This is a genomic window from Ethanoligenens harbinense YUAN-3, from assembly GCF_000178115.2.
Taxonomy (GTDB): Bacteria; Bacillota; Clostridia; order Oscillospirales; family Ethanoligenentaceae; genus Ethanoligenens; species Ethanoligenens harbinense.
This window is the reverse complement of sequence record NC_014828.1, coordinates 1,021,119-1,046,365: the sequence shown is the minus strand read 5'-3', so window position 1 is coordinate 1,046,365 and position 25,247 is coordinate 1,021,119. Positions and strand designations below refer to the sequence as shown.

Genomic DNA, 25,247 nt, shown 5'->3' with positions numbered 1-25,247 from the left:
TATTGTAATGGAGTGAATTATCCGTAATGAAATAATCATGGTGCAGGGAAACCTAAAAACTTTGCTAAGTTTGCCAATCCGGACAGCACACCAATGACTTTAATTCCAGCATTACCCATACCCTTAATCACCCCTTTTAGCGTGAATTTTGCTTCTGTTTGTTCTTCTTTGTTATCAGATTGTACTGCAATACTTATTTGACCCAACAAGTCGATTATCGTCTCCATGTTTTCTTGTGATAATTCTGGTATAGCTTTTATTCCCGAAATAGCTTGAGTAATTTCATCAGAAAAAGAAGTTTGATTGAAATTGAGTTGGCTATTTAATGTTCCAATCTGAGAGCCAATTAGAGAAGAATCACTAATGTTGTAAGTTGTTTGATTTGTCATAGTTGCACTCCGTCCTTGTAGATAATTGATACCTTGTAGTGTAATCCGAGCTTGCTCCGGCCACCCGTAAACTATTTTGTTCCCCTGCCCAGCTCGCGTAATAGAAGCTCCTTTAATCAGGTTGCCCTTCTCCATAATATCAACTATTTCCAGAAGTCTAATCCTGTCAACACCATACTCTGCCGGGTCGATATTTGAAGCATCACCAGATTGATATTTTTCTAATAGCAACTTGATAATTTCTGATGAGTTCATCATATGTAGTGTGTCATATCCTTTCTGCGCAAGCCGAATATAGTCATTTTCGGTCGCTGTAATATAGCCCTGTTCAACTAGATGTTCAATCGCCGCAGGGATAGCTTTCCGTTGTTGACTTGTCCATATCGGCGTTTTACATGACAATGAAAGCAAGTGAGAGGATGACATTATATCGCCAACCGATGAATTGCAAAACTCAAACCATTTCATAATTTGTTTGGCAACAAAACTAATATCATTATTCATCGAATATCGCCCTTACTTTTTAAGTCCGTCTTTAACGGTCAATTTGCTTTCAAAAGTGCCAAGTTTGGTATTTTGGATTTCCGAATTGGATATATTAAATCTTTGCTCAATAATTGAAATAGGGCGGTGACTTTCGCGCTTTTCGTCTGCCTTTTTCACTGCCTCTGCATAGACTTTTTTAAAGTCGTTTCCACATTTCACATTCTGAACGATAGATTGAATTAATTGAAATATTTCGTTGTATTGTAAATCACGTAGTTCAACAACCTGTACATCATCGAGCGAATTGTCCCATAAAACTAGACAGGGTAATGCATCTTCTGCGATTTCCAATGAATCGAACTTATCTTTTATGTCATATCCTGAAGCAGATAATTCGGGAATGCTATAGTAAATATCTAAATAGTCTTTCGATAATGCATTTAAGTCACACCACGAATCATTGATAAAAGTTTCAAATGCTTTATCTTGAGTGAGCGGAAGAAAAAAGCATTTTACTATTTTAGGGTCTGAATATCTACAAAACAACTCGGTAATACTCTTATATTGTTCGGTGTCACGTCCAAACGTATTCATAGAAGCAAATCGTTTGATTTTTTCAAAAAAGCTATGAGGATTTTTTTCTTTGAATGCGTTGAGTAGATCAGACAATAAGCTGTTATCCACTATTCCGCTTTTTTCAATTGAAAACTCCTTTGCTAATTTTTCAAATACGGACATAGGCATTTTCGATATATCATTCGCATTCAATTTTTGTTTCAATAACCATTCTAAGAACTCAATTTCTAATTGCAAGGTAGTCGGGACACCAACTAAATTGTGCATAAGGTAGGGGCTTTCATCAACAGAAAATTTGTTGATTTTTGATTTGCCCCACAAAGACTTTTCAATTTTTTCAGTTGCTTTTTCAGGACCACAGCGATAAATCAAATAGAACCGTATACTGTCTATTAATTTGTACGGCTCAATGTTGAGATTCTTTTGACGAATGAACGTCTCAGCATAGGGGGTTAAATTCTCTAATGCACTCTGTGTATGCTTATCCCGCATAACGCATTCTCGAACATAACCTATATTCAGGCGGCTACTTTCGTTTTTCTTTATCCAATTTAAAAATTCGATTATTCTATAGTCAGGTAAAGCGTTCATAAAGGACGATCCCTCTCCTCGATGTATTTATCGGTTTCTAGTTCACAGCATAGTACATATGCACTGTTTGACGAACTGCGTATTATTGCTAAACTGCGTCCGTTGAATCGCGGGTTTCTAGTGTGCCAGGTTGTAAGGTCATTGTGCGGATTCAGTTCCATCTTTTTCATAATTATACGCGCTTCGACAAGAATCAGCAATAGAAACAGGGCGCGAAATTCACAATCGCGCCCTGTTTCTATAGTTCATTCCATTTTTCCAGCAGCTTGTTCAGGCTATCGAGCAGGGTGCCGTAATGGCGCTCCAGATCGGCCACATCCTCGGCGTACAGGTTGTTCGTTTCATTGGCGCGCCGGGCGATCTGGTTGACATTCGCGCCGCTGCGCCGCAAGAGCGCCACCAGCTCTTTTACATCGGACATATCCGCGTACACCACATAGCCGTCAATCGCCATCTTGCGCAGGTAGGCGTTGGTATCATGGATACCGGCCTGCTCCATCTTTTTATAGATCAGGTCGCGCTCTTTTTCGCTCACGCGGAAATGGATCTGGACGGCCCGCTGCCGGTTCTCCTTTGGCATTCCCATCACCTCGCCGGTTCCCGAATGGGCTTGTCGTGGGTGGAGTGCGGAGCCTCCGCCGCCTTCTTCACCAGCTCGGAAAGCAGCGCGTGGACGCACGGTTTTTCTGCGGGCCGCAGCACCGGTTCCGGCGCGCTTTCGGCGTGCGCCTGTCCGTCACGCGGCTTCCGGCTTTCAGCCGCCAACAGGGCGTTGAGCGCGTTCAGGCGCTTTTCCTTTGCGGCCAGATCCGCCTCCTGCGGGAACGGCTTTTGCAGTTCCTCCCGCGCGGTTTCCATCTGCTGGTGCAGGGTATCCAGCGTGTCTTGCGCGGCGCGCAGTTCCTCCGGCATGCGCTCCAGCTCATTGTGGATGCGCGCCACGTTGCCGGCAGCGTCCATCCCCACGTCCACCGTGTGGGAGAGCACATTCTTCAAAGACAGATGAAACAATTTGCTGAATGCATCCCAGCGGATGAGAATGGAAAAGCCGCAATACTTTCCGATCTCCGCCGCCTCGTCGGTGCAGTCCACCGTCTTGCAGGCTTCGATGATCGCCTCGCCAGCCGCCTTTCGCTCGTGAAATACAGCGTCCCGCACCGTCATGGAAAACGCCTCCGGGTTCTGCGGTTTTTGTTCCCCGTAAAGGGCAATATCCTGCTCCAGACCGGCGATTTTGGCCTCCTTTTCCTTGATCTGACCCGGAAAATACCGCAGAACATTGTCCTCCATTTCATAGTGCTGGCTGTTGAAGTCCGTCTGATACACGCGCAGTTTGGCAACTTCAATATCCAGCGTCATTTTCTCCTTGGTGCGCTCGTCACCGGTCGCAAGGGCCTTGACCTCCGCATAGGAAAGCGCGGTATCGTCCACATCCTCGCAGCTCCGGGCCGGGCTTTTTCCCGTCACTACCTGCGAAATAAATTTCTGCTTCGATTCAACGAGGCTCCAATTGTAGGCGTCAAATGTCCCTTTCGTGACATATCGGAAAATTTTGATGGTTTCAAACAGATTGCCCTGCCTGATCCCGCTCCCGTCGCGCTGTGTCAGGTCGCGGGGCCGCCACGGGCAATCGGCGTGATGAATCACCGCGAGGCGCTCCTGCACGTTCGTACCCGCGCCCATTTTAGAGGTGGAGCCGAGCAAAATCCGCACCTGCCCTTTGCGGACTTTTGCAAAAAGTTCGGCTTTCTGCGTCTCGCTGTTCGCGTCGTGAATGAACGCGATCTCCTCGGCAGGCATGTCAGCGCCAGTGATAAAATGAAGAAAAACGCCGGTCAAAAAATGTAAGTTTGCAGCGGAAAGGGATGCAATATGGTACACTCAAATCTGTCTGTTAAGCAGCAGGCGGAAAGGGTGTCAAAATGGAAGGAGCAAACCGGATGGATATCCGAAGCGACCGGCAAAAAGGACTGAGCTACACAGAGATAGCGCGCAAGTACAACATTGACCCGAGGACGGCGAAGAAATACGCCGAGAGCGAGGCGCGACCGGTATACAGCCTGAGCGCAACGAAGCCGTCGAAGCTGGACCCCTACAAGGAGCAGATAACGGTATGGCTGGAGGAAGCGCCGTACTCAGCGGAGCGGATACTGGAGAAAATTCAGGAGCAGGGCTTCGAGGGTGGGCACAGCATCGTGCGGGAATACGTGCGAAACAAGAAGGAACAGTTGGACGAGAAAGCAACGGTGCGGTTTGAAACGATGCCGGGACTTCAAGGGCAGATGGACTGGGCGTTTTTTGAGGATCACACCGTGCCGGAGGATGGGAAGCTGAAAAAGCTGTACTGTTTTCTGTTCATTTTGGGGTACTCGCGGACACGGTACATAGAGTTTGTGACCAACATGAGTACCAACACTCTGATCCGCTGCCATGCCAACGCGTTCCGGTATTTAGGCGGTTACCCGGAGGAAATTCTGTATGACAACATGAAGCAGGTCGTCATCAAACGGCTGCTGAAGCAGGAAGACAGTACCCTCAACCGGCAGTTTGAGGATTTCGCCGGATTCTATGGGTTCAAGCCTGTGCTGTGCCGGCCATACCGAGGCCAGACAAAGGGTAAAATAGAGCGCACGGTACAGTTCGTACGGGATAATTTCATGATTGGCATCAAGTACTCTTCACTTGACGACCTCAATGGCCAGGCTCTCGCATGGTGTAATAAGGTCAATGGGAAAGTCCACGCCACAACAAATGAAATTCCCTTCGAGAGACTAAAAAAAGAGGGCCTTAACCCTCTTAAACGTGAATATATCATCGACAAAATCAATCTGCGCCGGGTACAAAAAGACTGCCTCATCTCGTACGGCGGTAATCAGTATTCCGTGCCATCGGAATACGCCGGCGAAGATGTGGCAGTCGTAGCATTGGACAACGTGCTTGCTGTCTACTATGAAGGAAAGCAAATTGCCCTGCACCGAATATCCTACCAGAAAAAAGACATGGTCGTCAATGCCCATCATTATCGCAGGCTGACCGTCAAGCAATCCTTTGATACAGAAAACACCCTGCTGGACGGCGACAGTGTCATCGACTTTCCTATCCAACAACACGATTTGAACCGGTATGACGAGGTGCTGCTATGACGGAACTGACGATGGAACGTCTCAGGGAAAACCTCGAAAGCCTTAAGATGAAAAACACGCTGGAGATATTGGACAATTATCTTGAAAGAGCTGTAAAGGACGAACTCAACGTTGTAGATGTGCTCGACCATATCTTTGCCGAGGAAGCATTGTCAAAACGGCGACGCGCCTATGAAAAGCAGGTGCAAATGTCCGGATTTCCCATCAAAAAAACGTTGGAGGATTTTGATTTCAGTTTCCAGCCCTCCATTGACAAGCGCCAGATTGAAGAACTGGCTACCATGCGTTTCCTTGAAAACGGAGAGAATATCGTCTTCCTCGGCCTGCCCGGTGTGGGCAAGACCCATTTGGCCTCAGCACTGGGGCTGGTTGCCGCCAAGCATCGATTCTCCACCTATTACATCAACTGCCACACCCTAATTGAGCAGCTCAAAAAGGCTCATTTTGAGAATAGACTACCGGACAAGCTCAAAACTCTGGGCAAGTACAAAATGCTCATTATTGACGAAATTGGCTATCTCCCGATGGATATTCAGGGGGCGAATCTGTTTTTTCAACTGATTGCGAGACGTTATGAGAGAGTCTCCACGATCTTTACCTCCAATAAGACCTTTTCCCAATGGAATGAGATCTTCGCCGACGTCACTATCGCCTCTGCAATCCTAGACCGTGTTTTGCACCACTGCACCGTTGTCAATATCAAGGGTGAGAGCTATCGCCTTAAAGAGCGAAAGGAGTACATGAAGCAGAAGCAGCACATCGTCAACACCCTTTTCGAGCAGGGCCAAAACTAATTTTTCAACATTTCCTTACCGCTGTTTTCATGCATTTTTTAACTGGCGAAAACCTGCAAATTCAAATCGGCGTTGACAGATCATGGAAATTCTGCGGCAGAAGAACGTCCGGCTGATTGCTCTCAACGACGGCGTGGACAGCGCCCGAAATGAGGACGATTTCACCCCTTTCAGAAATATAATGAATGAGACGGTCTCATTAAGAAGGGAAAACGAAATAACGCGCACGGCATGGCTGTATTACCATAGGAAGCCCGGAACCCATCACGTTTGTGAGAGGCACTCCGGGCTTTTTATGTAGGGCAGTGCCGTAGCCATTCCGCCGCCCGCAGACGGCGGAATCCCCCTCGGAGAGCCCACTTGACATCTTTGCAGCCCGCAGGGATGAAAGTGTCATAGTGGGTCAAATGCCTTTGAAAAAGGCATTTGACCGGCGGACCTACTCCGCACCGTACCCTGCCGCTATCGAGAAAAGCCATGGTAAACAGCGGAAATATAAGGGATAGGTGAAAAGTAGAAAGTGAGCGACAAGGGGAACAAGGGTAGTGCTGCCTACCATTATAAGTCTACGAGACTGGAGCTTCGGAAAGGCACGCGTCCAGTTTGTGTTGCCCTATGCCAGACTAAATTTGAGTCTTATTCAGAGATCCCATTCTCAATCGGATATATTTTACCCCAATGCCACAATTCATAAAAGATAGGCAAAAGAGCACTTCCTTTTTCAGTGAGGAAATATTCAACATGTGGAGGAATTTCATTGTATTGCCTGCGGTTCAATATTTCTTGCTGTTCCAGTGCTCTTAATGTAGTTGTAAGCATTGTGTTTGTGATAGCGGGAATCGCTTTTTTTAAATCACCAAAGCGCATACTTTCGCTTTTCAATAAATGGAATATAATTTTTGCCGTCCATTTTCCATGCAAAATTTCTAACGATTGTAATAAAAAACATTTTGGATTTCCTTGATAGCTTTTTAAATTAGACAAGAAATCCTCATATTCATTTGTATCCATTGCTTTCCCCCTGGTATTGTTGATTGTACATAGTAATAATAATCTGCGTGTTTGAAATATAATCAAGACTAAGTATAATTAAAGTATCAATAAAAATCAAGAACTGAACAAGGAGATATTATGTTTGATTCGTCGCTGTTCGAGATCATCCATGGACGCCGCGCCGTGCGAAACTATAAACCGAATGTCAAAATCCCAGAAAATGAGATAGCAGAAATGTTGCAGGAAGCCACACGGGCACCGTCGGGTGGAAATCTGCAATCTTGGCGCTTTTTAGTTCTTGATTCACTGGAGCAAAAACAAAAGTTATTTTCCATTGCATATAATCAAAAACAAGTTGTGGAAGCATCTGCTGTAATCGTTGTGCTTGGTGATCTGGAATGCTATAAAATGGCCAAAAAAATTTACAATCAAGCAGTTGAAGCGGGGGTAATGCCAGAGGATGTAGCAAAATTTTCAATCGGACGCTATACTGATTTATATTCCAACATGTCACAGGAAGATGTCCTCCAAAACGTTAGCCTCGAATGTGGATTGGTGTCTATGCAGTTCATGCTTGTTGCCCGCGCTAAAGGATATGATACCGGTCCAATGAGGGGATTTAGCAAGGAACAGCTAATGAAAGCGTTCAATATTGGCGATCGCTACACTCCTGTTTTGCTTATCGCCCTTGGAGAATCTGCCAAAGCTGGGTATCCAACCGTGAGACTTCCAATAGAAAGCATTACTTTTTTTAATGAAATTCATAAAAATTAAAAAATAAAATCGAATGACTTACTCTGCTATACGACGAAACAGAAAAAATCCGTCGTACAGCAGAGTGATTTTTTTACATTTATTTTTCAGCGTTCCTAATAAATCAGCACTGCATATATAGGGATGTTTCTATCATTTAACCAACGGTGCAGGCTGCTTTTGAATGGCAAGATCATCCTATCAGTACAAGCAGATAGCCCGTTTCAATACTAAGCCTCTCCCATGGCGCACTTATACACCCTGACGGGTGCCGTGCGCTCTGCGAGGCCGTTGCGCCCTGTCGGGCGCGATGGAGGGCTGCACCCTCCAAACCTCTTGCGTGCCTCACGGCAAGGCTCATCCTCGTGGGATGCCCTTTTCCATGAGGCGTGTTATCTAGGAGCGCAGAAAAAAGGGGGCTGCTTTTTGTAGAGAAAATCTCATGTATAGTAAAGGACATTTTGAAATGGAGGGCTTATGATTTTTAGACGATTTTTATTTTTCATTCGGTACCTGCTCCATTGGCTGAAAGAGCTGTTTCATGACCGAAGCGGCGGCGGTACACCCGGGGATCGGTTTCAGAGTACATGTCGGGAAGTGCGGATCGGCGATACCTGCTACTGCCTCACCAGCCGATATGAGGGCTTCAAGGACATGACAAGACCCTTGAACGACTGGCGTTCAAGAAGGCGCGGGGCCGTTCTCATGCCCAAGTGACCCATTATCATCAGTAGGCCCTGCTTTTTCAGGGATAAGGGTTGCCGTCCGTGCTGGCCTGCGGTATGATAACAGCAGGTAATACAGCCGGCGGCGCGTTTGATTTGGGAAAGCGAGGTCTGACATGACAAACCAGGACGCCATTAAAGTCGGCATCTACGTTCGGTTAAGTAAAGACGATGAACGGATCGGAGAATCCGTGAGCATTGAGAATCAAAAGCTGATGCTCACGCACTACGCCGAACAGCAGGGTTGGTTCGATTACAGCATCTATTGCGACGATGGTTACAGCGGCACCAGTTTCCAGCGGCCCGGGGTGGAACGGCTGATTGAGGACGCGAAAGATGGCAAAATCAATCTCATTCTGGTGAAGGATTTATCCCGCTTTGGACGCAACTACATACAGGTTGGGCAATTTACGGATTATGTTTTTCCGATGATTGGGTGCAGGTTCATTGCCGTAAATGACGGCGTGGATACGCTTCATAACGACAACGACATGATGCCCTTTCGAAATTTGTTCAACGAATTTCAAAGCAAAGATACCAGCAAAAAGATCAAAGCTGTTCGTACCGCTTGCGCAAGATCCAGGAAATATATTGTAACTTATCCACCTTATGGGTGCTTGAAAAATCCCGAGAGGTGTATGTTGGGGATATGGTACAAATGAAAACTGGCACCGTTTCCTACAAGAACCACAAAATGATTTCCAAACCGAAAGATAACTGGATTTGCGTGAAAGGCACCCATGAACCGATCATCGACCGTGAAACATGGGAATTGTGTGCGGAAATTGACCGCAAGCAGTATAAGCCCCGTACCCACAAAAACGGTGAAATCAGTTTGTTCGGCGGATTGCTGCGTTGTGCGGATTGCGGTTTCGCCATGCGTTACGCTGAAGAGAACCATGTGCGCAAGAGTGGTCGCAAGGTTAAATACGTCAGCTACATGTGCGGCAATTACGGTCGCAGTGGCAAGACCGCCTGCTCGGCGCACATGATTTATCTTCAGCCATTAACGGAATTAGTGATTGACGATATTCACAGGCAGGCCAGCGGCGTTTTGCAGGACGAGAACAAGGTGCGACAGGAGTTGCTCCGGCAGAAATCCAAGCAATCAGAGCAGCAGCTTGCCGCCGATCACAAGGCCCTCAAAACGACCGGCAAGCGTCTGAAGGAGCTTGACCGCCTCATTTCCAGCTTATATGAGGATAAGGTGCGCGGGGCCATCCCGGAGAGCGTATGCGCTGGCCTGATGCAGAAGTACGAGGCCGAGCGCAAGGAAAAGACCGCGCAGGCGCATGGGCTGGAAGAAAAGATTGCCGCATCGGCTCAGGATGAACGGGAAGTGGACAGCTTTCTCGCCGCCATTAAGAAATACGTGGCCGTGGAACAGCTCGACCGGGAAATGCTGCTGGAGCTGATCAATTACATTGAAATCGGCGAACGGTTCATCAAGGGCAACCAGAAATATCGCAAGATCACCATTCACTATAACTTTGTGGGCAAGATCAAGTAAGACCATTCTTTATGAGAGCCACTTGAACGAGTGGTATGCACGCGACATCAGCAAAAAGCGGCGCATCAGCAATAAGATCAAGGGCAGTAACGGGGAGCCGCTGGGCCAACCGCCCTACGGGTATCAGAAGGACCCGAGCAGCTCCAAGCGTTGGATTATCGACGATGAACCTGCTGCCGTGGTGCGCCGCATTTACCGCATGACGCTGGAGGGCATGGGCACGGAGCAGGTTGCCGCCGCCCTGTCGGACGAGCACATCCTTACCCCTACGTTCTATCTGAAAAGCAAGGGCATCCGTCGCGGCGGGAGAGGCACCCAAACCGACCCGTACCACTGGAACAGCTCCACCATCACGAAAATCCTGTCCCTTCAGGAATACTGCGGGGATGTGCTCAATTTCAAGACGTACTCTATTTCCTATAAGCATAAGGAGCGCCTTGAAAACGACCGGGACAACTGGCTGGTGTTTCGGGATGTGCACGAGCCGGTGATCGACCGGGCGACGTGGGAGCGCATTCAGGAGAAGCGCGGCAAGACCCGCAAACGCAGAACCCAGGACGGAGAGAAAAACATGTTTTCCGGCCTACTGGTCTGTGCGGATTGTGGGCACAACCTACACTATCATTTCAATCAGGGCAACCCGGACATCAAGTATTTCAACTGCTCCAACTATAAGGGCAACCGGGGCACTTGCTCCTCTACGCATTATATCCGGGTGGATTTTCTGGAACAGGTGGTTTTGGGTGAAATCCATCGTCTGACCCGTTTCGCCAGCCGATATGAAAAGGAATTCGCGCAGGCGGTCATGGGCCACTCCCAGCAGGCGCTGGCGCAAGAGCAGCAGATGAAGCAAAAGGAGCTCAAAAAGCTGCTTGCCCGCGACGCGGAGCTGGATAGCCTGTTTGAGAGCATTTACGAGGACAATGTTTCCGGCAAGCTCTCGGACGACCGTTTCGGCCGCATGTCGGTCAAGTACGACGAGGAACAGCATGAGGTTCAAGAAAAAATCAAAAAGCTGAAAACCGAGTTGGAAAAAGCCAGCGGCAAAACGGTGACAGCGGATATGTTCATCTCCACCGTCCGCAAATACACCCGCGCCAGAAAACTCACGCCGCGTATGCTGAACGAGCTGATCGACCATATCGAGGTGCATCAGGCGGAAAAGGTGGACGGCGTTTACGTTCAAAAACTTACGATTCACTATAACTGCGTCGGCTCCATTGAGATTCCAGACATTATGCCTTTACCCGAACCGGACGTGCTGATCAACACGCGAAAAGGGGTAGCCGTAAGCTACCCCTCAACTCAAAAAGCCGTATAAAAAGCGAGTGTTCTTACAGCACTTTCAAATGCTATAAGAACACTCGGCATGGTGCAGCTTGTGCGACCAAATCCGAACCCTGTACTTCCGCATAGGTAAGCGTCTTTGCACCGTCCTTGTAGTTGAACGTCAAGACGATTTTATCATCGTACAGGTAAATGGCGTTGATAAAACTGTCGATCAGGCGCTGGCGCTGTGCCTGCTTGGTTACGTCCATCTCTCGAAATTTATGGAGCCAGAATGTGATCTGGTCCCGGGTCAGAACCGGTTTCTGCATTTCTTCCTGTAGGATGCTGACTTCCAGCTTGCCCTTGGCTTCCTCCAGCTCATCCAACCGCTTCTTGGTGGAGGGCGTCAGAATGCCCTGCTGGATAGCGTTAAGCATGTTTTGGATGCCGCGCTCCGCTTCCGCAAGCTGCTGCTTCAAAAGCGGGAGCGCCGTATTCTCCCGGCGCTGCAAACCCATTACCATATCCGTGATGCGCTCGATCACTGCATCGTCGAACAGCATTTTCATAGTTTGCTCAACCACCAGATTTTCGATCCACTCCTTGCGGACGGTCTTCTTGGGGCAGCCTTTGCGCCTTTTGGCGGTTACGCACTTGTAGTAGTGGTGAACCTCGCTGGTATGGCTTGTCCCACTCTCGCCAACCATAAAGGCCCCGCAGTGCCCGCAATGCAGCTTGGTGGTCAAAAGATACGCATCCTCGGCCTTGTGGCGGGCCGGGGCTTTTTTGTTCTTTGCCAGCCGTTCCTGCACCCGGTCAAACAGCTCTTGGGGAACGATAGCGGGGATACCACCCGGCTGCACAATATTCCGATAGCGATATTCTCCTATGTAGCGGCGATTCTTCAGCAGACGATCCACGCAGTCGATCCGCATCGGGCGGTTGCGGTAAGAGTGGATGCCCTTTTCATTCAGCCACTTTACGATATCCACGATGGTATCGCCCTCGGCATAGCGCCGGAATGTTTCCTGCACCACCGGGGCGGTCAGCGGGTCGATCTGGAAGTGCTGCTCCTGGTCGATGGTGTAGCCGATGGGCAGCCCGCCGCCGTTGTACCGGGCTTTAAGGGCATTCTCCGTCAGACCGCGGACCACCTTTTCTGAAAGCTCGGCGGAGTAGTATTCGGCATACCCTTCCAGCATGGATTCCAGAATGATGCCCTCCGCACCTTCGGAGATGTTCTCCTTGGCGGATAACACCCGAATGCCATTCTTCCGCAGCACCATCTTATAGTGAGCAGAATCGTATCGGTTACGGGCAAAACGGTCAAGTTTCCAGACAATCACAGCCTCAAAAAGCTGCTTGGTGCCGTCCTTAATCATGTGCTGAAATTCAGGCCGGTGGTCGGTTTTGGCGGAGAGCGCGCGGTCGATATAGCAGTTCAGAATCGTAATATCGTTTTTCTCCGCATATTCCTTGCACTCACGAATCTGCCCCTCGATGGATTCTTCCCGCTGGTTATCTGACGAATAGCGGGCGTAGATGACGCCGTTCACTTTTTCGCCTCCTGCATCATTTCAAAAAGGGCCTGTTTCAGCCGGTCGTTCATAGGCGAAGTGGGGTCAAAACACATTTCAAGGAACTGTTTGAATTCTTCATTGCTCTCAATAAACTTAGGACGGTAATCGTATAGCTTTCCCTGCGGTTTCTCCGTGCGGGCAAAGATGTAATCCATCGAAACGTCAAAATGGTCTGCATACCAGATCAGCACATTCAAGGGCGGCGAGGAAACGCCGGTCTCATAGCGGTTGATGGTGGCCTGCGTGGTGCCTACCAGATTGGCAATCTTCGCTTGGGACAGCTTCACGCCCTCACGCAGCGCACGCAGCCGGTTGCCGATTTCCTTCATGGACGAACCCCCCTCTCGGTAAGTCCATTATATGCGGCTTAAACCCATATGTCAATACAATTATATAATACATTTATCGTATATTCAATAGAGCAATTCTTCCTGCACGAGTGTGCACAGTTCGCCCCGGAACGGGGCGTTCGCAACAATGAGCCGCAGGCACATTTTGCCCGGGGGATTGGGGGCGGAGAGCCACCAACAAGCGGTGTCCGGGTACCCGGACACATTGCTTGCACAAAATCAAGGGGATATATTTTGATAGCTTTATTTTTTATTGATCAGTTGTTTTTCAATTTGATCTGTCGTCAGTAAAGATACCCCTATCCCGTTCATTTCTTCTAACCCTTTCGGATAAATTTGCGAAATTGCATCCATAACGAGTACAATTTTGAAATCTCGTTCACTTGCTTCATAAATACTTGTTCTGGGGCAATTCGGGAAATTGCAACCAGAAAAAATTAAAGTGGTAATTCTTCTGTTAGATAAGAATTTTTCAAGATTGGTTTTATAGAATGCCCCCCAACGCGATTTATAAATCACCCATTCATTCTTTGATATTTCCTGTATGTATCCTTTTTGGAGATTCGCATAATCGAGGAAAGTGCTGTTAGGCTTTAATACAGATACGATTTCTGCTCCATGTGTCTCAGGGCAGGCAATTTTTCTTCCACTTTCAATTATATTTCTTCGGCAAAGGTCTGCGTCCGATCCGTCGGCGCTGTAAAGGCGTATCACGTGTACAATGGTGAGACTTTTGTCTCTCGCCAATCTCAGCAATTTTGTCATATTGGGCAGAATTTTGTCTGTGCCTGGCACTTGGGAAACTGCACCGGGCAAAACGAAATCATTTTGCATATCTATAGTAATTAGAGCGGCATAATTAAAGTCAGGTTCAATATATTTATCCATTCTGACATCTCCATTTATTCCATAAACTATAAATAAATATAGCATAGTAGTGAAATTCGGTCAATTATATCCTTACACCTATTGAGAATGGATTACCCCATTGCGAGCCACATATTACAGATTAGGCTCCGTTAATGTCAAATAAAGTTCTTCTAAATCTTTTTGCGATTGAACGAGCTTGTTCTTTATGACGCATTCTTGTGCTTTCATTTGCTGTAAAGATTCAATGGTATCAGCAATTTCTGCGCTGATATGGCATAGCAAGCATTCGATACGTTTTTGTTGAATATTGATGATTCCAGAATCCAAGGCCATCTCTCCCCATGCTATGTAACTTGTCTTACATCATTTTAAGGGAATATACCTTAAAAGTCAATAGGGGATATTCCCTTATTGCATAATAAGCATGGAGGGGATTTGTGATGTTTGAGCGAATTCGTAACATGCGGGAAGATCGGGATTTAACACAAACGCAAATGGCGTCTTATTTGAATATTCATCAGACCACGTATTCGGATTATGAAATTGGCAATCTGAATATTCCGATCCCGGTGTTAATGAAAATAGCGGATCTGTTCGATACCAGTGTGGACTATCTGGTCGGGCGAACCGATGAGCGCCAGCGCTACCCGAAATCCAAATGAGTACAACAGATCTATCGTTCTTCCTGATTGTCTTTCAATCTGAATAAGAAAATGGTCGCTACCACGCCGGTCAGGCAGGCGCAAACAACGGCTGCCACAGAAAAATTCCAACGGTCGATCATAAGAGACAGCATGGCTGAGCCCAATGCCGTGCCCATCCACATAAATCCGTTGTTCATAGCGAGAACCGTTCCGCGCGCCTTGGCGCTGATTTGCGTCACGAAAGCCTGTATCACTGAGAACACGGCCCCGCCTGCCATCATCCATAGGATAATGGCTGCCGCAGTTAAAGCAGCGTTCCAGCGCCAGACAGGCAGCAACAGAAATGCCGCTGCCAGAATCAGGCTCAAAAAGGCAACCAGTTTTCGCGGCGCGATTTTACCGCTCAAAATACCGCTAAGAAAAACGCCGGTCAGATTGCCGACCCCGGCCAACAGGAAAATAAAACCGGAAATAGCCGAAGAGAGATGCATCTGCGATTTCAGCCAATAGCCCAAGAACGTATACAACCCAAAATTTGAGAAGTTTACCATAAAGGTTGCCAAAAAGCTGTAGAGAACCTGCGGTTGAAGCAAAACATCCCGGTATCCTTTCTTTGCGGCGGGTGCCGCCTGCTGTGTATTGCCGCTTTGGGGAAGAAAGGCGAAGATCAGGAATGCAAGCAGGAAAGCCAGAGCCGCCAATAGGTAGAAGCAGATTTTCCAGCTTGCGACTTGTTCGACAGCCGTTCCGATGGGGACGCCGATCACCAGTCCCAGCGACAGGGCAGAAGCAACGGCAGCAGTCACTTTTCCACGGATACGCGGCCCAAAGTAATCACCGATAAACGCCCAAATATTCGGGGCGGCAAACGCGGCGCCGATTCCAGTGGCGCTGCGGGCAATCAGGATGATTGGAAAGTTGGGGGCGAGAGCCGTCGCCAAAGAGGCAGCGGAAAAGATCATCATGCCGGTGAAAATCATCCGTTTCCGCCCAATGCGGTCGGAAAGCGGGCCTAACGCAAAGGTCAACAGCACATAAAAAAGCGAGTAAAATGAAACCATGTAGCCGCCGCTGCCGACTGCAACATGGAATCGGGCCGTAATGCCGGGGATGAGGGGGGAGATAATAAACGTATCGCACCCGACGAGGAAAAACACAAGAAACAGCAGCGCGATGATTGGCAGTTTCTTTTTCATCAGAGTCTCCTTTGTGACACAAAAGGCAATATGATAGTTTGACATCAAAGTATACGGACAAAAAATTTAAAAGTTGGTGTTGATTTTTGAAAGCAGGGTATGCAATGTTTCCTTTTCTTCCTGTGTGACCCCTTGATATTCAAGTTGGTACAGTTCCAGAGAGATTCTTTGAAAATGCGGTTCCAACGCTTTTCCTTCATCCGTTAACGAAACATAAGTGACGCGCGTATCGGCGCTGTCCTTGCGGGTTCGCACATAGCCCATTCGCTTCAGTTTGCTAACCAGCGCCGTAACGGTGGATGGGTCGCGGTAAATCGCATCGGAAAGTTGGCTCATGGTGATTTCCTTGTATTTGAACAAATTGGCGATTACGTCACCATGGGAGGGAGCCAAACCGGACAAACCAATCTTGGCCAACTCCTTTACCAAAAACTTATTCGCTTTTTCCCCAATTCTTCCCATGAGGAAGATGGTGTTATCTGTTTTCATGCTTACAGTATAGTTTGACATCAAATCATTGTCAATGACTTTTGAAAAATCTTACGCGGCCACCATCAGCATTTTGGTCATTGCAATGGCTGCGGACAAGCCTTCCATTCGGCTATGCTATGTTAAAACAAATAGCCTATACGGGATCGCGGCAAGCAATGGGTGTGTGGCCACACCCGTGCTTGTTGGTGGAATCCGTCCCCCAAACCCCCGGGACAAATCGGCCTTTCGGCTGTTTTGCCGAGCGCCCCATTCCGGGGCGGCTGTGCTCTACAATTCTTCAATTAGACGATCAATCACATTGCGCTGTTCCAGAAGCCAGGCAATGAACCCCTGCGAGGTGATTTGATCTTTCTTTACCGCATCTTTTCTATGGACGCTTTCTGCTTTAAAATTGGAGAACGCTTCTTCCAGTGCCGCTATCCGTTCCGGATGGTCGGCATTTTGTTTGCGCAGACGTTTGATGCGGTTATACCAATAGGCATATGCAGATTCATAAGCCTGCTCAAATGGCATATCTTTTGCGCGCTGATCAAATTGACGCTTATTCTCTGTAGCCTGTGCCGTACGGCACTTTGGACTGCAAAGCGCGTACCGCCTGCTTTTGGCCAAAAAGAATTTTCCGCACACTTTGCATTCCTGAATATGCAGCTTCCAATCATGCAGGCGCTGAAGGTAATAAAGAATAATTGGCTGAAGCGAATAGGTTGTAAGGGCACACTCTAAACGTGTTTTTCGGTTGGGATACCAAAGCTGGATGCTGGATTCCGCGCGCAAACTTATCCTGCTATGCAGCCGGTCAACGGGTTCGTCCCAGATTTGACGTTCATCATATGAATATAAGGGGCGATATAACAGATTGGTTTGGTGGGCCAGTTTATCGGCACTGTGATCTTGAAAATAGCACTTCAAATATTCTCGCCATGTCTGGATAGCAAGGTATTGCCTTACAGGGTCGTTTTGCGCATACTGTCGCTGCAAACAGTCTTTCGCCGGTTGAGCATATCCCCATCGGCTAAAAATTTTCTGGTAGCTCTCTTTCAGAATTTCTGCATTATGTGACCACAGGCTTTCTGCGTCGTGGGGGAAGCCTATGAGAAGCTCTCCCAAAGGGCGTGTCAGATCGCAGTAGACATCTCCGCCGCCGCGAGAAAGGCGATTGTAGACGGCCCCCTCTGGCCCGATCAAAATATGTTCTTTCATTTTCTGACGATCCAGACAGAGCGCAAAAGCCAACGCAAAGTCGGTTTCCTTGCTTGAAAATTCGTAGATCAAGGCTGTTCCCCCCTGCCGAAATGGGAATTTTATAATATCCGATATTCATTACCCATAGGATACCTTAAAACGATTTACTCTGCAAGGTATATGCGATATTCTATTGGATGCGGTAATATTATCATCTATATAAATTGACAAACGGAAAGGATCGTGCATGGCGAAAAAGGCAGCCCATTCCGAAATTCCAGACTACGAGATTGAAGCACTCGCGCGAAGTCTACTCCCTGAAATTCAAAAATATTTTGAAAGTGAGCAGGGGAAAAGGGAGTTCGCCGAGTGGAAAACCAGGCAAAAAGTACAAAGAGCTGATAACGGTCATACATAATACAGGGGGCGATGCTGGATGCACCGCCTCTATTTTTTATTAAATTGAGATTACCCAAAATTGGAAATTCAAGTAATATAAATGTAATTATTAGGATGACGAGCTTCGATATATCCCAACAATCTCATCAAACAAATCTAAAGGATCTTCTTCAAGCGCATCTGCCAGAATAATTAGCTTTTCAATGCTAACCCAGTTTTTTCCATGTTCTATATTGTACAAATGACGAAGAGATATCCAGTCCTCCGATCTGAATAACTCATCGCTACGCTTATTAATAAACTGCTCACGGCTTTTATATTGTTTGCCAAGCGATTTTCGTTTTGATTCAAGCAGTTTTCCGATTCTTACCAGCGATTCACTCTCTCGGTGCTTTTCAGCCATAAAAACAAGTGCTCCTTTATGCACCATGGTGCATTGAATATTCTTTCGAATATGATATACTAAAAATGCTCACAGGGCAATAGCTCTCGTGAAGAAATATTTAAGGAGACCAATTATTATGGCAAATGTAAAATTTAAAGTCGAGGCCCTTCGCACCCTCGCATCCCCTTACAGAAAGGGCGACAAAGACGAAAACACCTTCGAAACCATCTACTATCTGTTGGTGGATATGAAAGACCTTCCTTCGGAGCTCCCGCTGGATGTCAATCCTCGCGAACCCAAGATGACAACGAGTGTTGCTCGCAGTCTGCTGAATGCTGTTATAGAACCGGAAACAGACTTCTACATCAACAACCGCGGTATTGTCATTGCAGCAAAGTCTCTCTCTTTTAATAGTACGGATTCCGAGGTATCCGTTGACCTTGGTAATCAGGACGATGAAAACGACAAGTTCCAGTACGGCATTCTTGATGGTGGTCACACTTACACAGCCATTATGGAAAAGCGCAACAAAATCACGAATGATATTCGCAAGTATGTGCGTGTTGAAGTCATCACCAACGTGCAGAACATAACCCGGCTATCCGATGCTCGCAACACATCTGTTCAGGTATCTGATATGGCACTGTTCAACCTTGATAATAACTTTGAAGACGTTAAAGACGCTGTTTCCGGTCAGGTATACGCCGACTGGATCGCTTACAAAGACAATGAGAATAAAGCAATTCATGTTTCCGAACTACTTCGACTTATGTATGCCTTTGACATCGACAGGTTTCCCGATGATAACGCTGCACCGGTTCAAAGCTATTCCGGCAAGGCGCAGGTGTTCAAGCGCTATAAGCAGGCTTTTGAAACGCCTTTCTACAAGTCTCTGACAAAACAGATTCCTGTGTTGGTTGAGCTTTATGACCTGATAGAACGTGAACTTCCTGAAAAGTACAAAGAATACAAGAAGTCACAGGGTGTTTCTAATCCCCGTTTTGGCAGCGTGCGAGGAATCGAATCTCTCGAAAATGAAACCAAAACCGAGTTTTTTTCCAAATCCGTGAAGTATTCAGTTTCGACCGGCTACATCTATCCCATTTTTGGAGCCTTCCGTAGTCTGCTTCGATTTGACAAAAAAGCTGGAACCTTATCCTGGTTGTTTAATCCTGTAGATATCTGGAATGAAGTAGGTATTTCTATTGTGCAGAACACCTTTGAAACATACACAAACCCTCAACTTGCCGGTAAAGATAAGCAACTTTGGCTTTCAAATTACCGTATTGTTGAAACGCAGAGTCTCCGCAAACTTCTCAGCCGCAAATAATTTAATTCATTTACAGACAGGGTGCCCTGCTATTATGGCATTATGGTTTATAATGTCAGATTGTGCGTTGAGCACGCTCTAAGCCATCAAGGCACGACAAAAGCCGAGGGCAGCCGTTACCAGATTGGTAACGGCTGCCCTCGGTTCTTGCACTTACCCTGTTAGCGGTTTTTCAGCCACAAAACAAATCCGAACCCATCTCCTATCGGAAACGGGTTCGGATTATGTGTGTTTGGTGCGGATAACAGGACTTGAACCTGCAAGGCCGTGAAGCCACTAGAACCTGAATCTAGCGCGTCTACCAGTTCCGCCATATCCGCATATACATTTTATCGAGTTGCAAGCAACCCGACACTGGTGCGATCGACGGGACTTGAACCCGTACCCATTACTGGACACGCCCCTCAAACGTGCGCGTATACCTATTCCGCCACGATCGCATATGCTCTTTTCAACAAAATCAGACAGAAACCACGGAACTTTGCTTGCTGTCTTTTGAGGTGCAAGATGTATTATAGCAGAGTCTTTTTTCTCTGTCAACAAAAATTTTGGTTTTTCCCAAATGCGTTTTCGATTGGCCTGCTTGGGTGAACTGCATGCACTGCAAATTTTTTGCACATAGATTTCACTTGACAAAAGCGGCCAAAAGCATTAGTATATAGTACATAAAGTAAATGCGAAGATGGGGAGCGTAATCGTGTCTGCATATCAGAGAGCTGTCGGGTGGTGTGAGACAGCATGCAAAGCGGTGAAAAATCACCCCTGAGCGGGCCATCGAACCACAGTAGAATGGCACGGTTTTCCTCCGTTAGAAGGAAACGCTGTTTTTTGACGGCGGTTTGAGTGGGTGCTTTGCACCAATTAGAGTGGTAACGCGGAGAGTTAATGTCTTCGTCTCGGAAAATGAGGCGGGGGCTTTTTTATTTGCAGAAACACAACAGCTTCTGCCAACATCTTTTCCGCCGCAAAACCAAACATCATTTTCGGAAGGTATCAAGGGGGATGCACATGAAGATGACCGGCGCGCAGGTTGTCGTAAACTGTCTGATTGAACAAGGTGTCGACACGGTCTTTGGTTTTCCAGGCGGTGCTGTCCTGAATATCTACGACGCGCTGTACGAATATCAGTCCCGCATTCGGCACATTCTCACCTGCCACGAGCAGGGCGCGGCCCACGCGGCGGATGGATACGCCCGTTCCACCGGCCGCACCGGCGTGGTCATCGCCACGTCCGGGCCGGGTGCCACCAATCTGGTCACCGGTATTGCCACCGCTTATATGGACTCGGTGCCTATGGTGGCCATCACCGGGAACGTGAACGTCGGTCTTCTCGGGCGCGATTCGTTTCAGGAAGTGGACATCACCGGCATCACCGCGCCCGTCACCAAGCACAATTTCATCGTCAAGCACGCAGAAGAACTGGCCCCCACTCTGCGGCGGGCATTCGCCATCGCAAACAGCGACCGCCCCGGCCCAGTGCTGATTGATATCCCCAAAGATATCACCGCCGCACAGATCGACTATACGCCTGAAACACCCAAACCCGATGTGGAAACGAACACTCCCCTGCCCGATCTGGGCGAGGCGCTTGACCTGCTCACTCAGAGCCAGCGTCCGTTCATTTTTGCCGGCGGCGGTGCGGTCGCTTCAGGCGCCTGTGACACACTGGCCGCTTTTGCGGAAAAGATCGATGCGCCGGTTGCGCTCAGCCTGATGGGGCTCGGCTCTTTCCTGCCGGAAAGCCCGCGTTTTACCGGCATGCTGGGAATGCACGGCTCCAAAGCTTCTTCTTATGCGGTGGAAAACTGCGACCTATTTATCGCCCTAGGCACTCGTTTTTCCGACCGCGTGCTCTGCCACACCGATTCGTTCGCCAAAAACGCAAAGATCCTGCAGATTGACATCGATCCCGCCGAAATCAACAAGAACATTCCGGTCTTCGCTTCGGTCGCGGGGGATCTCGGCACCATTCTGACTGCCCTGCTCCGACAGTTGCCCGACCGCATTTCCCACACCGAATGGATGAAAAATGTGCAGGCCATCAAAGCGAACTATCCTATTGACCGGCCGCTCGACGGCGACACTATGCCCTATGCCGTGCTTTCCACGCTCCACGACCTCGCGCCGGATGCCATCGTCACCACCGAAGTGGGCCAGCACCAGATGTGGGCGGGGCAATACTTTCACTTTACGCGCCCACGCCATTTCCTCACATCCGGGGGACTAGGCACCATGGGCTTCGGGCTGGGTGCTGCCATCGGCGCACAGGTCGCCCACCCCGGCGAACACGTCATCAACGTGGCGGGCGACGGCAGTTTTTTTATGAACCTGAACGAACTGGCTACCGCCGTCACTTATGATCTGCCGGTCATCGAGCTGATTATGAACAACGGCGTGCTGGGCATGGTGCACCAATGGCAGCAGTTCTTCTATAAAGAACACTATTCACACTCCGTCCTCGACCGGCAGACCGATCTTTCCGCTTTGGCCCGCGCATTCGGCGCGCTGCCGTTCACCATCGCGCGTCCGGCGGACATCCGCCCCGTGCTTTCCGAATCCCTGCAGAGCGGGCGGCCCTGCGTCATCAACTGCCTCATCGATCCAGGTGAAAATGTGCTGCCGATGGTACCGGCCGGCAAACCGGTCGGTGATCCCATCCTCTCGCTGGAGAAAGGAGGCGGCAATGAAACGCATTGAAATCTTCGATTCCACACTGCGTGACGGCGCGCAGGGCGAGGGTATCTCGTTTTCGGTAGAGGATAAACTGGCCATCACGTCGGCTCTGGACGAACTCGGCGTTGCCTATATCGAGGCGGGCAACCCGGGTTCCAACCCCAAGGACCTGGAATTTTTCACGCGGGCAGGCAACCTGCGGCACGCTAAGCTCTGCGCGTTCGGCAGCACCCGTCGAGCCGGCAACAGTGTGGAAAAAGACGCCAACGTCCTCTCCCTTGAGCAGGCGGGCACCCCGGCCGTCGCCATTTTCGGAAAATCGTGGGACCTGCATGTGACCGATGTCATCCGTACCTCGCTGGACGAAAACCTGAACATGATCCGCGAGACCATCGCCTATTTCAAAACCCGCGGGCGGGAAGTGATCTTCGACGCGGAGCATTTCTTCGACGGGTACGCCGAGAACAAGGACTATGCGTTCGCAGCTCTGCGGGCGGCCTGCGAGGGCGGCGCGGATGTTTTGTGCCTGTGCGACACACGCGGTGCGGCCTATCTCACCGACATAGGCGCAGCGGTCGCGGATATCTGCCGTACCTTCGGCAGGCGGGTCGCCATCCACTGCCACAACGACACCGGCATGGCGGTCGCAGGCTCGATGGTAGCGGTGGACGCAGGTGCCGCGCAGGTACAGGGCACGCTGCTGGGCATCGGCGAGCGTTGCGGCAACACCAACCTGGCCACCATCATCGCCAATCTGCAAACCAAACGCGGCTTTTCCTGCGTGCCGGACGAACAGCTTGCGCAGCTGACTCCCACCGTGCGCCGCGTGGCCGAGATCGCCAACGTCACGTTGGCGGGCGATGCGCCGTATGTAGGCAAAAGCGCATTTGCGCACAAGGGCGGCATGCACATCGACGGCGTGATGAAGCTGCCCCGCAGCTTTGAGCACATCGACCCCGACGCGGTGGGCAACGAGCGGCGCTTCCTGCTCTCGGAAGTGAGCGGGCGCACCACGGTGCTGGCCGCCGTCCAGCGCATCGACCCCACGCTTACCAAAGATTCCCCGGAGGTCAAGGCGGTGGTGGCGCGCATTAAGGAACTGGAGTTCGAGGGTTATCAGTTCGAGGGCGCCCAAGCCACGGTAGAGCTGCTCATCCGCAAGGTGCTCGGCGTCTACAAGCCGTTCTTTGAGTTGGAACAGTACAAGATCATCGGCGAGCAGCCCCCGGTGGGCGGCCGGAGCGATACCGCCGTCATCCGCCTGCGCGCGTTCGGCAAATCTGAAATATCCGCCGCGCAGGGCGACGGCCCGGTGCACGCGCTGGACATCGCGCTGAAAAAGGCGCTCACCGTGTTCTATCCTGCCGTGCAGCACATCCGCCTCACGGATTATAAAGTGCGCGTGATGGAATCGCGCAGCGCCACCGCCTCCAAAGTGCGGGTACTCATCGAGACCACCGACGGCACCGCATCCTGGACGACCGTGGGGGTATCCACCGATATCATCGCCGCATCCTGGATCGCGCTGGTCGATTCCATTGAGTATAAATTGACCCGCGACGAGCTTTAAGGCAGTTCTGCAATATTCGTCCCCTATTTTCTTCATATATAATACGATTAAGAACAGGAGCTGATTCGATTGGGAATGACCATGACACAAAAAATCATCGCCGCCCATGCGGGGCTGGACAAGGTGGAAGCCGGCCAGTTGGTGATGGCAAAGGTTGATCTGGTGCTCGGCAACGATATCACCGCACCGGTGGCCGTGAAGAACTTTGAAGCCGCAGGCTTTGACTCGGTGTTCGACAAGACCAAAATCGCGCTGGTGATGGACCACTTCACCCCGAACAAGGACATCAAAGCCGCCGAGCAGTGCAAGCAGGTGCGCGAGTTTGCGAAGAAGTATGGCATTGTCAACTTTTTTGACACCGGCTGCGTGGGCGTGGAGCATGCGCTGCTGCCCGAAAAAGGTCTGGTGACCACCGGCGATCTCGTTGTGGGCGCCGACTCCCACACCTGCACCTACGGCGCGCTGGGCGCATTCTCCACCGGCGTGGGCAGCACCGACATCGCCGCGGCTATGAAGATGGGCAAACTCTGGTTCAAGGTGCCCTCCGCCATCCGCTTCATTCTCAAGGGCAAGCCCTCCAAATGGGTGGGCGGCAAAGACGTCATCCTGCACATCATCGGCCTGATCGGCGTGGACGGTGCGCTTTACAAATCCATGGAATTCACCGGCGAAGGCCTGAAAAACCTCACAATGGAAGACCGCCTTTGCATGGCCAACATGGCCATCGAAGCCGGCGGCAAGAACGGCATCTTTGAAGTGGACGACCTCACGCTGGAATATGCCAAAGAGCATGCCGCCAAGCCGGTGACCGTCTACAAAGCCGACGAGGACGCGGAATACGAGCGTACCATTGAGATCGATCTCTCCGAGGTCAAACCGACCGTGGCGTTCCCGCACCTGCCGGAAAACGCACATACCATCGACGATGTGGGCGACATCAAGATCGATCAGGTAGTCATCGGTTCCTGCACCAACGGACGCATCGAGGATCTGCGCATCGCTGCGGACATCCTCAAGGGCAAAACCGTGCATCCCGACGTGCGCTGCATCATCATCCCCGCCACCCAGAAGATCTGGCTGCAGGCGGTGGAAGAAGGCCTGGCGAAGATTTTCGTGGAAGCCAACTGCGCGTTCTCCACACCCACCTGCGGCCCCTGCCTGGGCGGCCACATGGGCATCCTCGCTGCGGGCGAGCGCTGCGTGGCCACCACCAACCGCAACTTCGTCGGTCGCATGGGCCATGTGGATTCCGAAGTCTATCTGGCAAGCCCGGCCGTGGCGGCCGCTTCCGCACTGGCCGGCAAGATTGCCGGGCCCGAAGACTGATTGAGAAAGGAGAGCAAGTAA

At 49.6% G+C, this 25,247-nt stretch carries 25 protein-coding genes, 2 tRNA genes and 1 other annotated feature; of the genes, 12 read left to right on the top strand and 15 right to left on the bottom strand.

What is annotated here, in order from left to right; all coding sequences use genetic code 11:
• Positions 1-35: 35 nt before the first annotated feature.
• The 4 genes from ETHHA_RS04840 to ETHHA_RS04825 form a co-directional block, all read right to left on the bottom strand.
• On the bottom strand, positions 36-893 hold the full coding sequence (locus ETHHA_RS04840; protein ID WP_013484871.1) for a YjcQ family protein: 858 nt from the start codon (positions 891-893) through the stop codon (positions 36-38).
• Between the two features lie 12 nt (positions 894-905).
• Positions 906-2,042: a hypothetical protein gene (locus tag ETHHA_RS04835; protein WP_013484870.1), complete on the bottom strand. Its 1,137-nt coding sequence runs from the start codon at positions 2,040-2,042 to the stop codon at positions 906-908.
• 238 nt (positions 2,043-2,280) lie between these two features.
• The gene (locus ETHHA_RS04830; RefSeq protein WP_013484869.1) at positions 2,281-2,622 is read right to left on the bottom strand and encodes a plasmid mobilization protein; all 342 of its coding nucleotides are present in this window, start codon (positions 2,620-2,622) and stop codon (positions 2,281-2,283) included.
• 5 nt (positions 2,623-2,627) lie between these two features.
• On the bottom strand, positions 2,628-3,842 hold the full coding sequence (locus tag ETHHA_RS04825; RefSeq protein WP_013484868.1) for a helicase C-terminal domain-containing protein: 1,215 nt from the start codon (positions 3,840-3,842) through the stop codon (positions 2,628-2,630).
• Between the two features lie 122 nt (positions 3,843-3,964).
• On the opposite strand from ETHHA_RS04825, the gene istA reads away from it, so the two are divergent.
• The gene (istA, locus tag ETHHA_RS04820) at positions 3,965-5,185 is read left to right on the top strand and encodes an IS21 family transposase (RefSeq protein WP_049776551.1); all 1,221 of its coding nucleotides are present in this window, start codon (positions 3,965-3,967) and stop codon (positions 5,183-5,185) included.
• The gene (gene istB, locus ETHHA_RS04815; RefSeq protein ID WP_013484866.1) at positions 5,182-5,979 is read left to right on the top strand and encodes an IS21-like element helper ATPase IstB; all 798 of its coding nucleotides are present in this window, start codon (positions 5,182-5,184) and stop codon (positions 5,977-5,979) included. The genes istA and istB overlap by 4 nt, the downstream gene beginning before the upstream one ends.
• 636 nt (positions 5,980-6,615) lie before the next feature.
• Here istB and ETHHA_RS15005 read toward each other — a convergent pair.
• Entirely contained in the window at positions 6,616-6,990 is a 375-nt protein-coding gene (locus ETHHA_RS15005; protein ID WP_013484865.1) for a winged helix-turn-helix transcriptional regulator, read from the bottom strand.
• A 120-nt stretch (positions 6,991-7,110) separates the two neighbouring features.
• Here ETHHA_RS15005 and ETHHA_RS04810 point away from each other — a divergent pair, with 120 nt between their 5' ends.
• From ETHHA_RS04810 to ETHHA_RS04800, 4 genes are all read left to right on the top strand, one after another.
• The gene (locus ETHHA_RS04810; RefSeq protein ID WP_013484864.1) at positions 7,111-7,746 is read left to right on the top strand and encodes a nitroreductase family protein; all 636 of its coding nucleotides are present in this window, start codon (positions 7,111-7,113) and stop codon (positions 7,744-7,746) included.
• Positions 7,747-8,566: 820 nt separating this feature from the next.
• Positions 8,567-9,112 carry a recombinase family protein gene (locus ETHHA_RS16235; protein WP_341349198.1) on the top strand — a complete coding sequence of 182 codons (546 nt, stop codon included), beginning with the start codon at positions 8,567-8,569 and terminating at the stop codon, positions 9,110-9,112.
• The gene (locus tag ETHHA_RS16230; RefSeq protein ID WP_341349197.1) at positions 9,109-9,960 is read left to right on the top strand and encodes a DUF4368 domain-containing protein; all 852 of its coding nucleotides are present in this window, start codon (positions 9,109-9,111) and stop codon (positions 9,958-9,960) included. The genes ETHHA_RS16235 and ETHHA_RS16230 overlap by 4 nt, the downstream gene beginning before the upstream one ends.
• A gap of 22 nt (positions 9,961-9,982) precedes the next feature.
• Positions 9,983-11,281, top strand: coding sequence for a recombinase family protein (locus tag ETHHA_RS04800; protein WP_242822098.1), 1,299 nt, complete (start codon positions 9,983-9,985; stop codon positions 11,279-11,281).
• Positions 11,282-11,312: 31 nt separating this feature from the next.
• Here ETHHA_RS04800 and ETHHA_RS04795 read toward each other — a convergent pair whose 3' ends face one another.
• From ETHHA_RS04795 to ETHHA_RS15460, 4 genes are all read right to left on the bottom strand, one after another.
• Positions 11,313-12,785 carry a recombinase family protein gene (locus ETHHA_RS04795; RefSeq protein WP_013484862.1) on the bottom strand — a complete coding sequence of 491 codons (1,473 nt, stop codon included), beginning with the start codon at positions 12,783-12,785 and terminating at the stop codon, positions 11,313-11,315.
• A complete protein-coding gene (locus ETHHA_RS04790; protein WP_013484861.1) occupies positions 12,782-13,138 on the bottom strand; it encodes a helix-turn-helix domain-containing protein in 357 nt (118 codons plus the stop codon). The genes ETHHA_RS04795 and ETHHA_RS04790 overlap by 4 nt, the downstream gene beginning before the upstream one ends.
• Positions 13,139-13,402: 264 nt before the next feature.
• Positions 13,403-14,047 (bottom strand): cysteine hydrolase family protein, encoded by a 645-nt coding sequence (locus ETHHA_RS04785; RefSeq protein WP_013484860.1) that lies wholly within the window; start codon positions 14,045-14,047, stop codon positions 13,403-13,405.
• A gap of 114 nt (positions 14,048-14,161) precedes the next feature.
• On the bottom strand, positions 14,162-14,356 hold the full coding sequence (locus tag ETHHA_RS15460) for a hypothetical protein (RefSeq protein ID WP_137143850.1): 195 nt from the start codon (positions 14,354-14,356) through the stop codon (positions 14,162-14,164).
• A 113-nt stretch (positions 14,357-14,469) separates the two neighbouring features.
• Between ETHHA_RS15460 and ETHHA_RS04780 the strand changes: the two genes are divergently transcribed.
• On the top strand, positions 14,470-14,691 hold the full coding sequence (locus ETHHA_RS04780; RefSeq protein WP_013484859.1) for a helix-turn-helix domain-containing protein: 222 nt from the start codon (positions 14,470-14,472) through the stop codon (positions 14,689-14,691).
• Between the two features lie 11 nt (positions 14,692-14,702).
• On the opposite strand, the gene ETHHA_RS04775 is transcribed toward ETHHA_RS04780, so the two are convergent.
• From ETHHA_RS04775 to ETHHA_RS15455, 3 genes are all read right to left on the bottom strand, one after another.
• Positions 14,703-15,869 carry an MFS transporter gene (locus ETHHA_RS04775; protein ID WP_013484858.1) on the bottom strand — a complete coding sequence of 389 codons (1,167 nt, stop codon included), beginning with the start codon at positions 15,867-15,869 and terminating at the stop codon, positions 14,703-14,705.
• Positions 15,870-15,935: 66 nt separating this feature from the next.
• Complete coding sequence (locus ETHHA_RS04770; RefSeq protein WP_242822097.1) at positions 15,936-16,379, bottom strand: MarR family winged helix-turn-helix transcriptional regulator; 444 nt, start codon at positions 16,377-16,379, stop codon at positions 15,936-15,938.
• 249 nt (positions 16,380-16,628) lie between these two features.
• A complete protein-coding gene (locus tag ETHHA_RS15455) occupies positions 16,629-17,633 on the bottom strand; it encodes a hypothetical protein (protein ID WP_013484856.1) in 1,005 nt (334 codons plus the stop codon).
• A gap of 157 nt (positions 17,634-17,790) precedes the next feature.
• On the opposite strand from ETHHA_RS15455, the gene ETHHA_RS15805 reads away from it, so the two are divergent.
• Entirely contained in the window at positions 17,791-17,961 is a 171-nt protein-coding gene (locus ETHHA_RS15805) for a hypothetical protein (RefSeq protein WP_013484855.1), read from the top strand.
• Positions 17,962-18,051: 90 nt separating this feature from the next.
• Here ETHHA_RS15805 and ETHHA_RS04755 read toward each other — a convergent pair whose 3' ends face one another.
• Positions 18,052-18,345, bottom strand: coding sequence for a hypothetical protein (locus ETHHA_RS04755; RefSeq protein ID WP_013484854.1), 294 nt, complete (start codon positions 18,343-18,345; stop codon positions 18,052-18,054).
• A gap of 118 nt (positions 18,346-18,463) precedes the next feature.
• Between ETHHA_RS04755 and ETHHA_RS04750 the strand changes: the two genes are divergently transcribed.
• A complete protein-coding gene (locus ETHHA_RS04750) occupies positions 18,464-19,657 on the top strand; it encodes an AIPR family protein (RefSeq protein ID WP_013484853.1) in 1,194 nt (397 codons plus the stop codon).
• Between the two features lie 233 nt (positions 19,658-19,890).
• Here the strand turns inward: ETHHA_RS04750 and ETHHA_RS04745 are convergent.
• Positions 19,891-19,977: transfer RNA gene (locus tag ETHHA_RS04745), tRNA-Leu, on the bottom strand.
• Positions 19,978-20,012: 35 nt separating this feature from the next.
• A tRNA-Leu gene (locus ETHHA_RS04740) sits at positions 20,013-20,097 on the bottom strand.
• Between the two features lie 230 nt (positions 20,098-20,327).
• Positions 20,328-20,559: a binding site (T-box leader), on the top strand.
• A gap of 106 nt (positions 20,560-20,665) precedes the next feature.
• Between ETHHA_RS04740 and ilvB the strand changes: the two genes are divergently transcribed.
• The 3 genes from ilvB to leuC all read left to right on the top strand — a co-directional run bounded on the left by ilvB (position 20,666) and on the right by leuC (position 25,226).
• Entirely contained in the window at positions 20,666-22,354 is a 1,689-nt protein-coding gene (ilvB, locus tag ETHHA_RS04735; protein ID WP_013484852.1) for a biosynthetic-type acetolactate synthase large subunit, read from the top strand.
• Entirely contained in the window at positions 22,341-23,900 is a 1,560-nt protein-coding gene (gene cimA, locus ETHHA_RS04730; RefSeq protein WP_013484851.1) for a citramalate synthase, read from the top strand. The genes ilvB and cimA overlap by 14 nt, the downstream gene beginning before the upstream one ends.
• Before the next feature lie 69 nt (positions 23,901-23,969).
• Complete coding sequence (gene leuC / locus ETHHA_RS04725) at positions 23,970-25,226, top strand: 3-isopropylmalate dehydratase large subunit (protein ID WP_013484850.1); 1,257 nt, start codon at positions 23,970-23,972, stop codon at positions 25,224-25,226.
• Positions 25,227-25,247: the final 21 nt, after the last annotated feature.

Bases quoted from the DNA above. Each gene is read 5' to 3' on its own strand.
- ETHHA_RS04840 (WP_013484871.1), bottom strand. From the start codon at position 893: ATGAATAATGATATTAGTTTTGTTGCCAAACAAATTATGAAATGGTTT.
- ETHHA_RS04835 (WP_013484870.1), bottom strand. From the start codon at position 2,042: ATGAACGCTTTACCTGACTATAGAATAATCGAATTTTTAAATTGGATA.
- ETHHA_RS04830 (WP_013484869.1), bottom strand. From the start codon at position 2,622: ATGCCAAAGGAGAACCGGCAGCGGGCCGTCCAGATCCATTTCCGCGTG.
- ETHHA_RS04825 (WP_013484868.1), bottom strand. From the start codon at position 3,842: ATGCCTGCCGAGGAGATCGCGTTCATTCACGACGCGAACAGCGAGACG.
- istA (WP_049776551.1), top strand. From the start codon at position 3,965: ATGGAAGGAGCAAACCGGATGGATATCCGAAGCGACCGGCAAAAAGGA.
- istB (WP_013484866.1), top strand. From the start codon at position 5,182: ATGACGGAACTGACGATGGAACGTCTCAGGGAAAACCTCGAAAGCCTT.
- ETHHA_RS15005 (WP_013484865.1), bottom strand. From the start codon at position 6,990: ATGGATACAAATGAATATGAGGATTTCTTGTCTAATTTAAAAAGCTAT.
- ETHHA_RS04810 (WP_013484864.1), top strand. From the start codon at position 7,111: ATGTTTGATTCGTCGCTGTTCGAGATCATCCATGGACGCCGCGCCGTG.
- ETHHA_RS16235 (WP_341349198.1), top strand. From the start codon at position 8,567: ATGACAAACCAGGACGCCATTAAAGTCGGCATCTACGTTCGGTTAAGT.
- ETHHA_RS16230 (WP_341349197.1), top strand. From the start codon at position 9,109: ATGAAAACTGGCACCGTTTCCTACAAGAACCACAAAATGATTTCCAAA.
- ETHHA_RS04790 (WP_013484861.1), bottom strand. From the start codon at position 13,138: ATGAAGGAAATCGGCAACCGGCTGCGTGCGCTGCGTGAGGGCGTGAAG.
- ETHHA_RS04785 (WP_013484860.1), bottom strand. From the start codon at position 14,047: ATGGATAAATATATTGAACCTGACTTTAATTATGCCGCTCTAATTACT.
- ETHHA_RS04780 (WP_013484859.1), top strand. From the start codon at position 14,470: ATGTTTGAGCGAATTCGTAACATGCGGGAAGATCGGGATTTAACACAA.
- ETHHA_RS04775 (WP_013484858.1), bottom strand. From the start codon at position 15,869: ATGAAAAAGAAACTGCCAATCATCGCGCTGCTGTTTCTTGTGTTTTTC.
- ETHHA_RS04770 (WP_242822097.1), bottom strand. From the start codon at position 16,379: ATGTCAAACTATACTGTAAGCATGAAAACAGATAACACCATCTTCCTC.
- ETHHA_RS15805 (WP_013484855.1), top strand. From the start codon at position 17,791: ATGGCGAAAAAGGCAGCCCATTCCGAAATTCCAGACTACGAGATTGAA.
- ETHHA_RS04755 (WP_013484854.1), bottom strand. From the start codon at position 18,345: ATGGCTGAAAAGCACCGAGAGAGTGAATCGCTGGTAAGAATCGGAAAA.
- ETHHA_RS04750 (WP_013484853.1), top strand. From the start codon at position 18,464: ATGGCAAATGTAAAATTTAAAGTCGAGGCCCTTCGCACCCTCGCATCC.
- ilvB (WP_013484852.1), top strand. From the start codon at position 20,666: ATGAAGATGACCGGCGCGCAGGTTGTCGTAAACTGTCTGATTGAACAA.
- cimA (WP_013484851.1), top strand. From the start codon at position 22,341: ATGAAACGCATTGAAATCTTCGATTCCACACTGCGTGACGGCGCGCAG.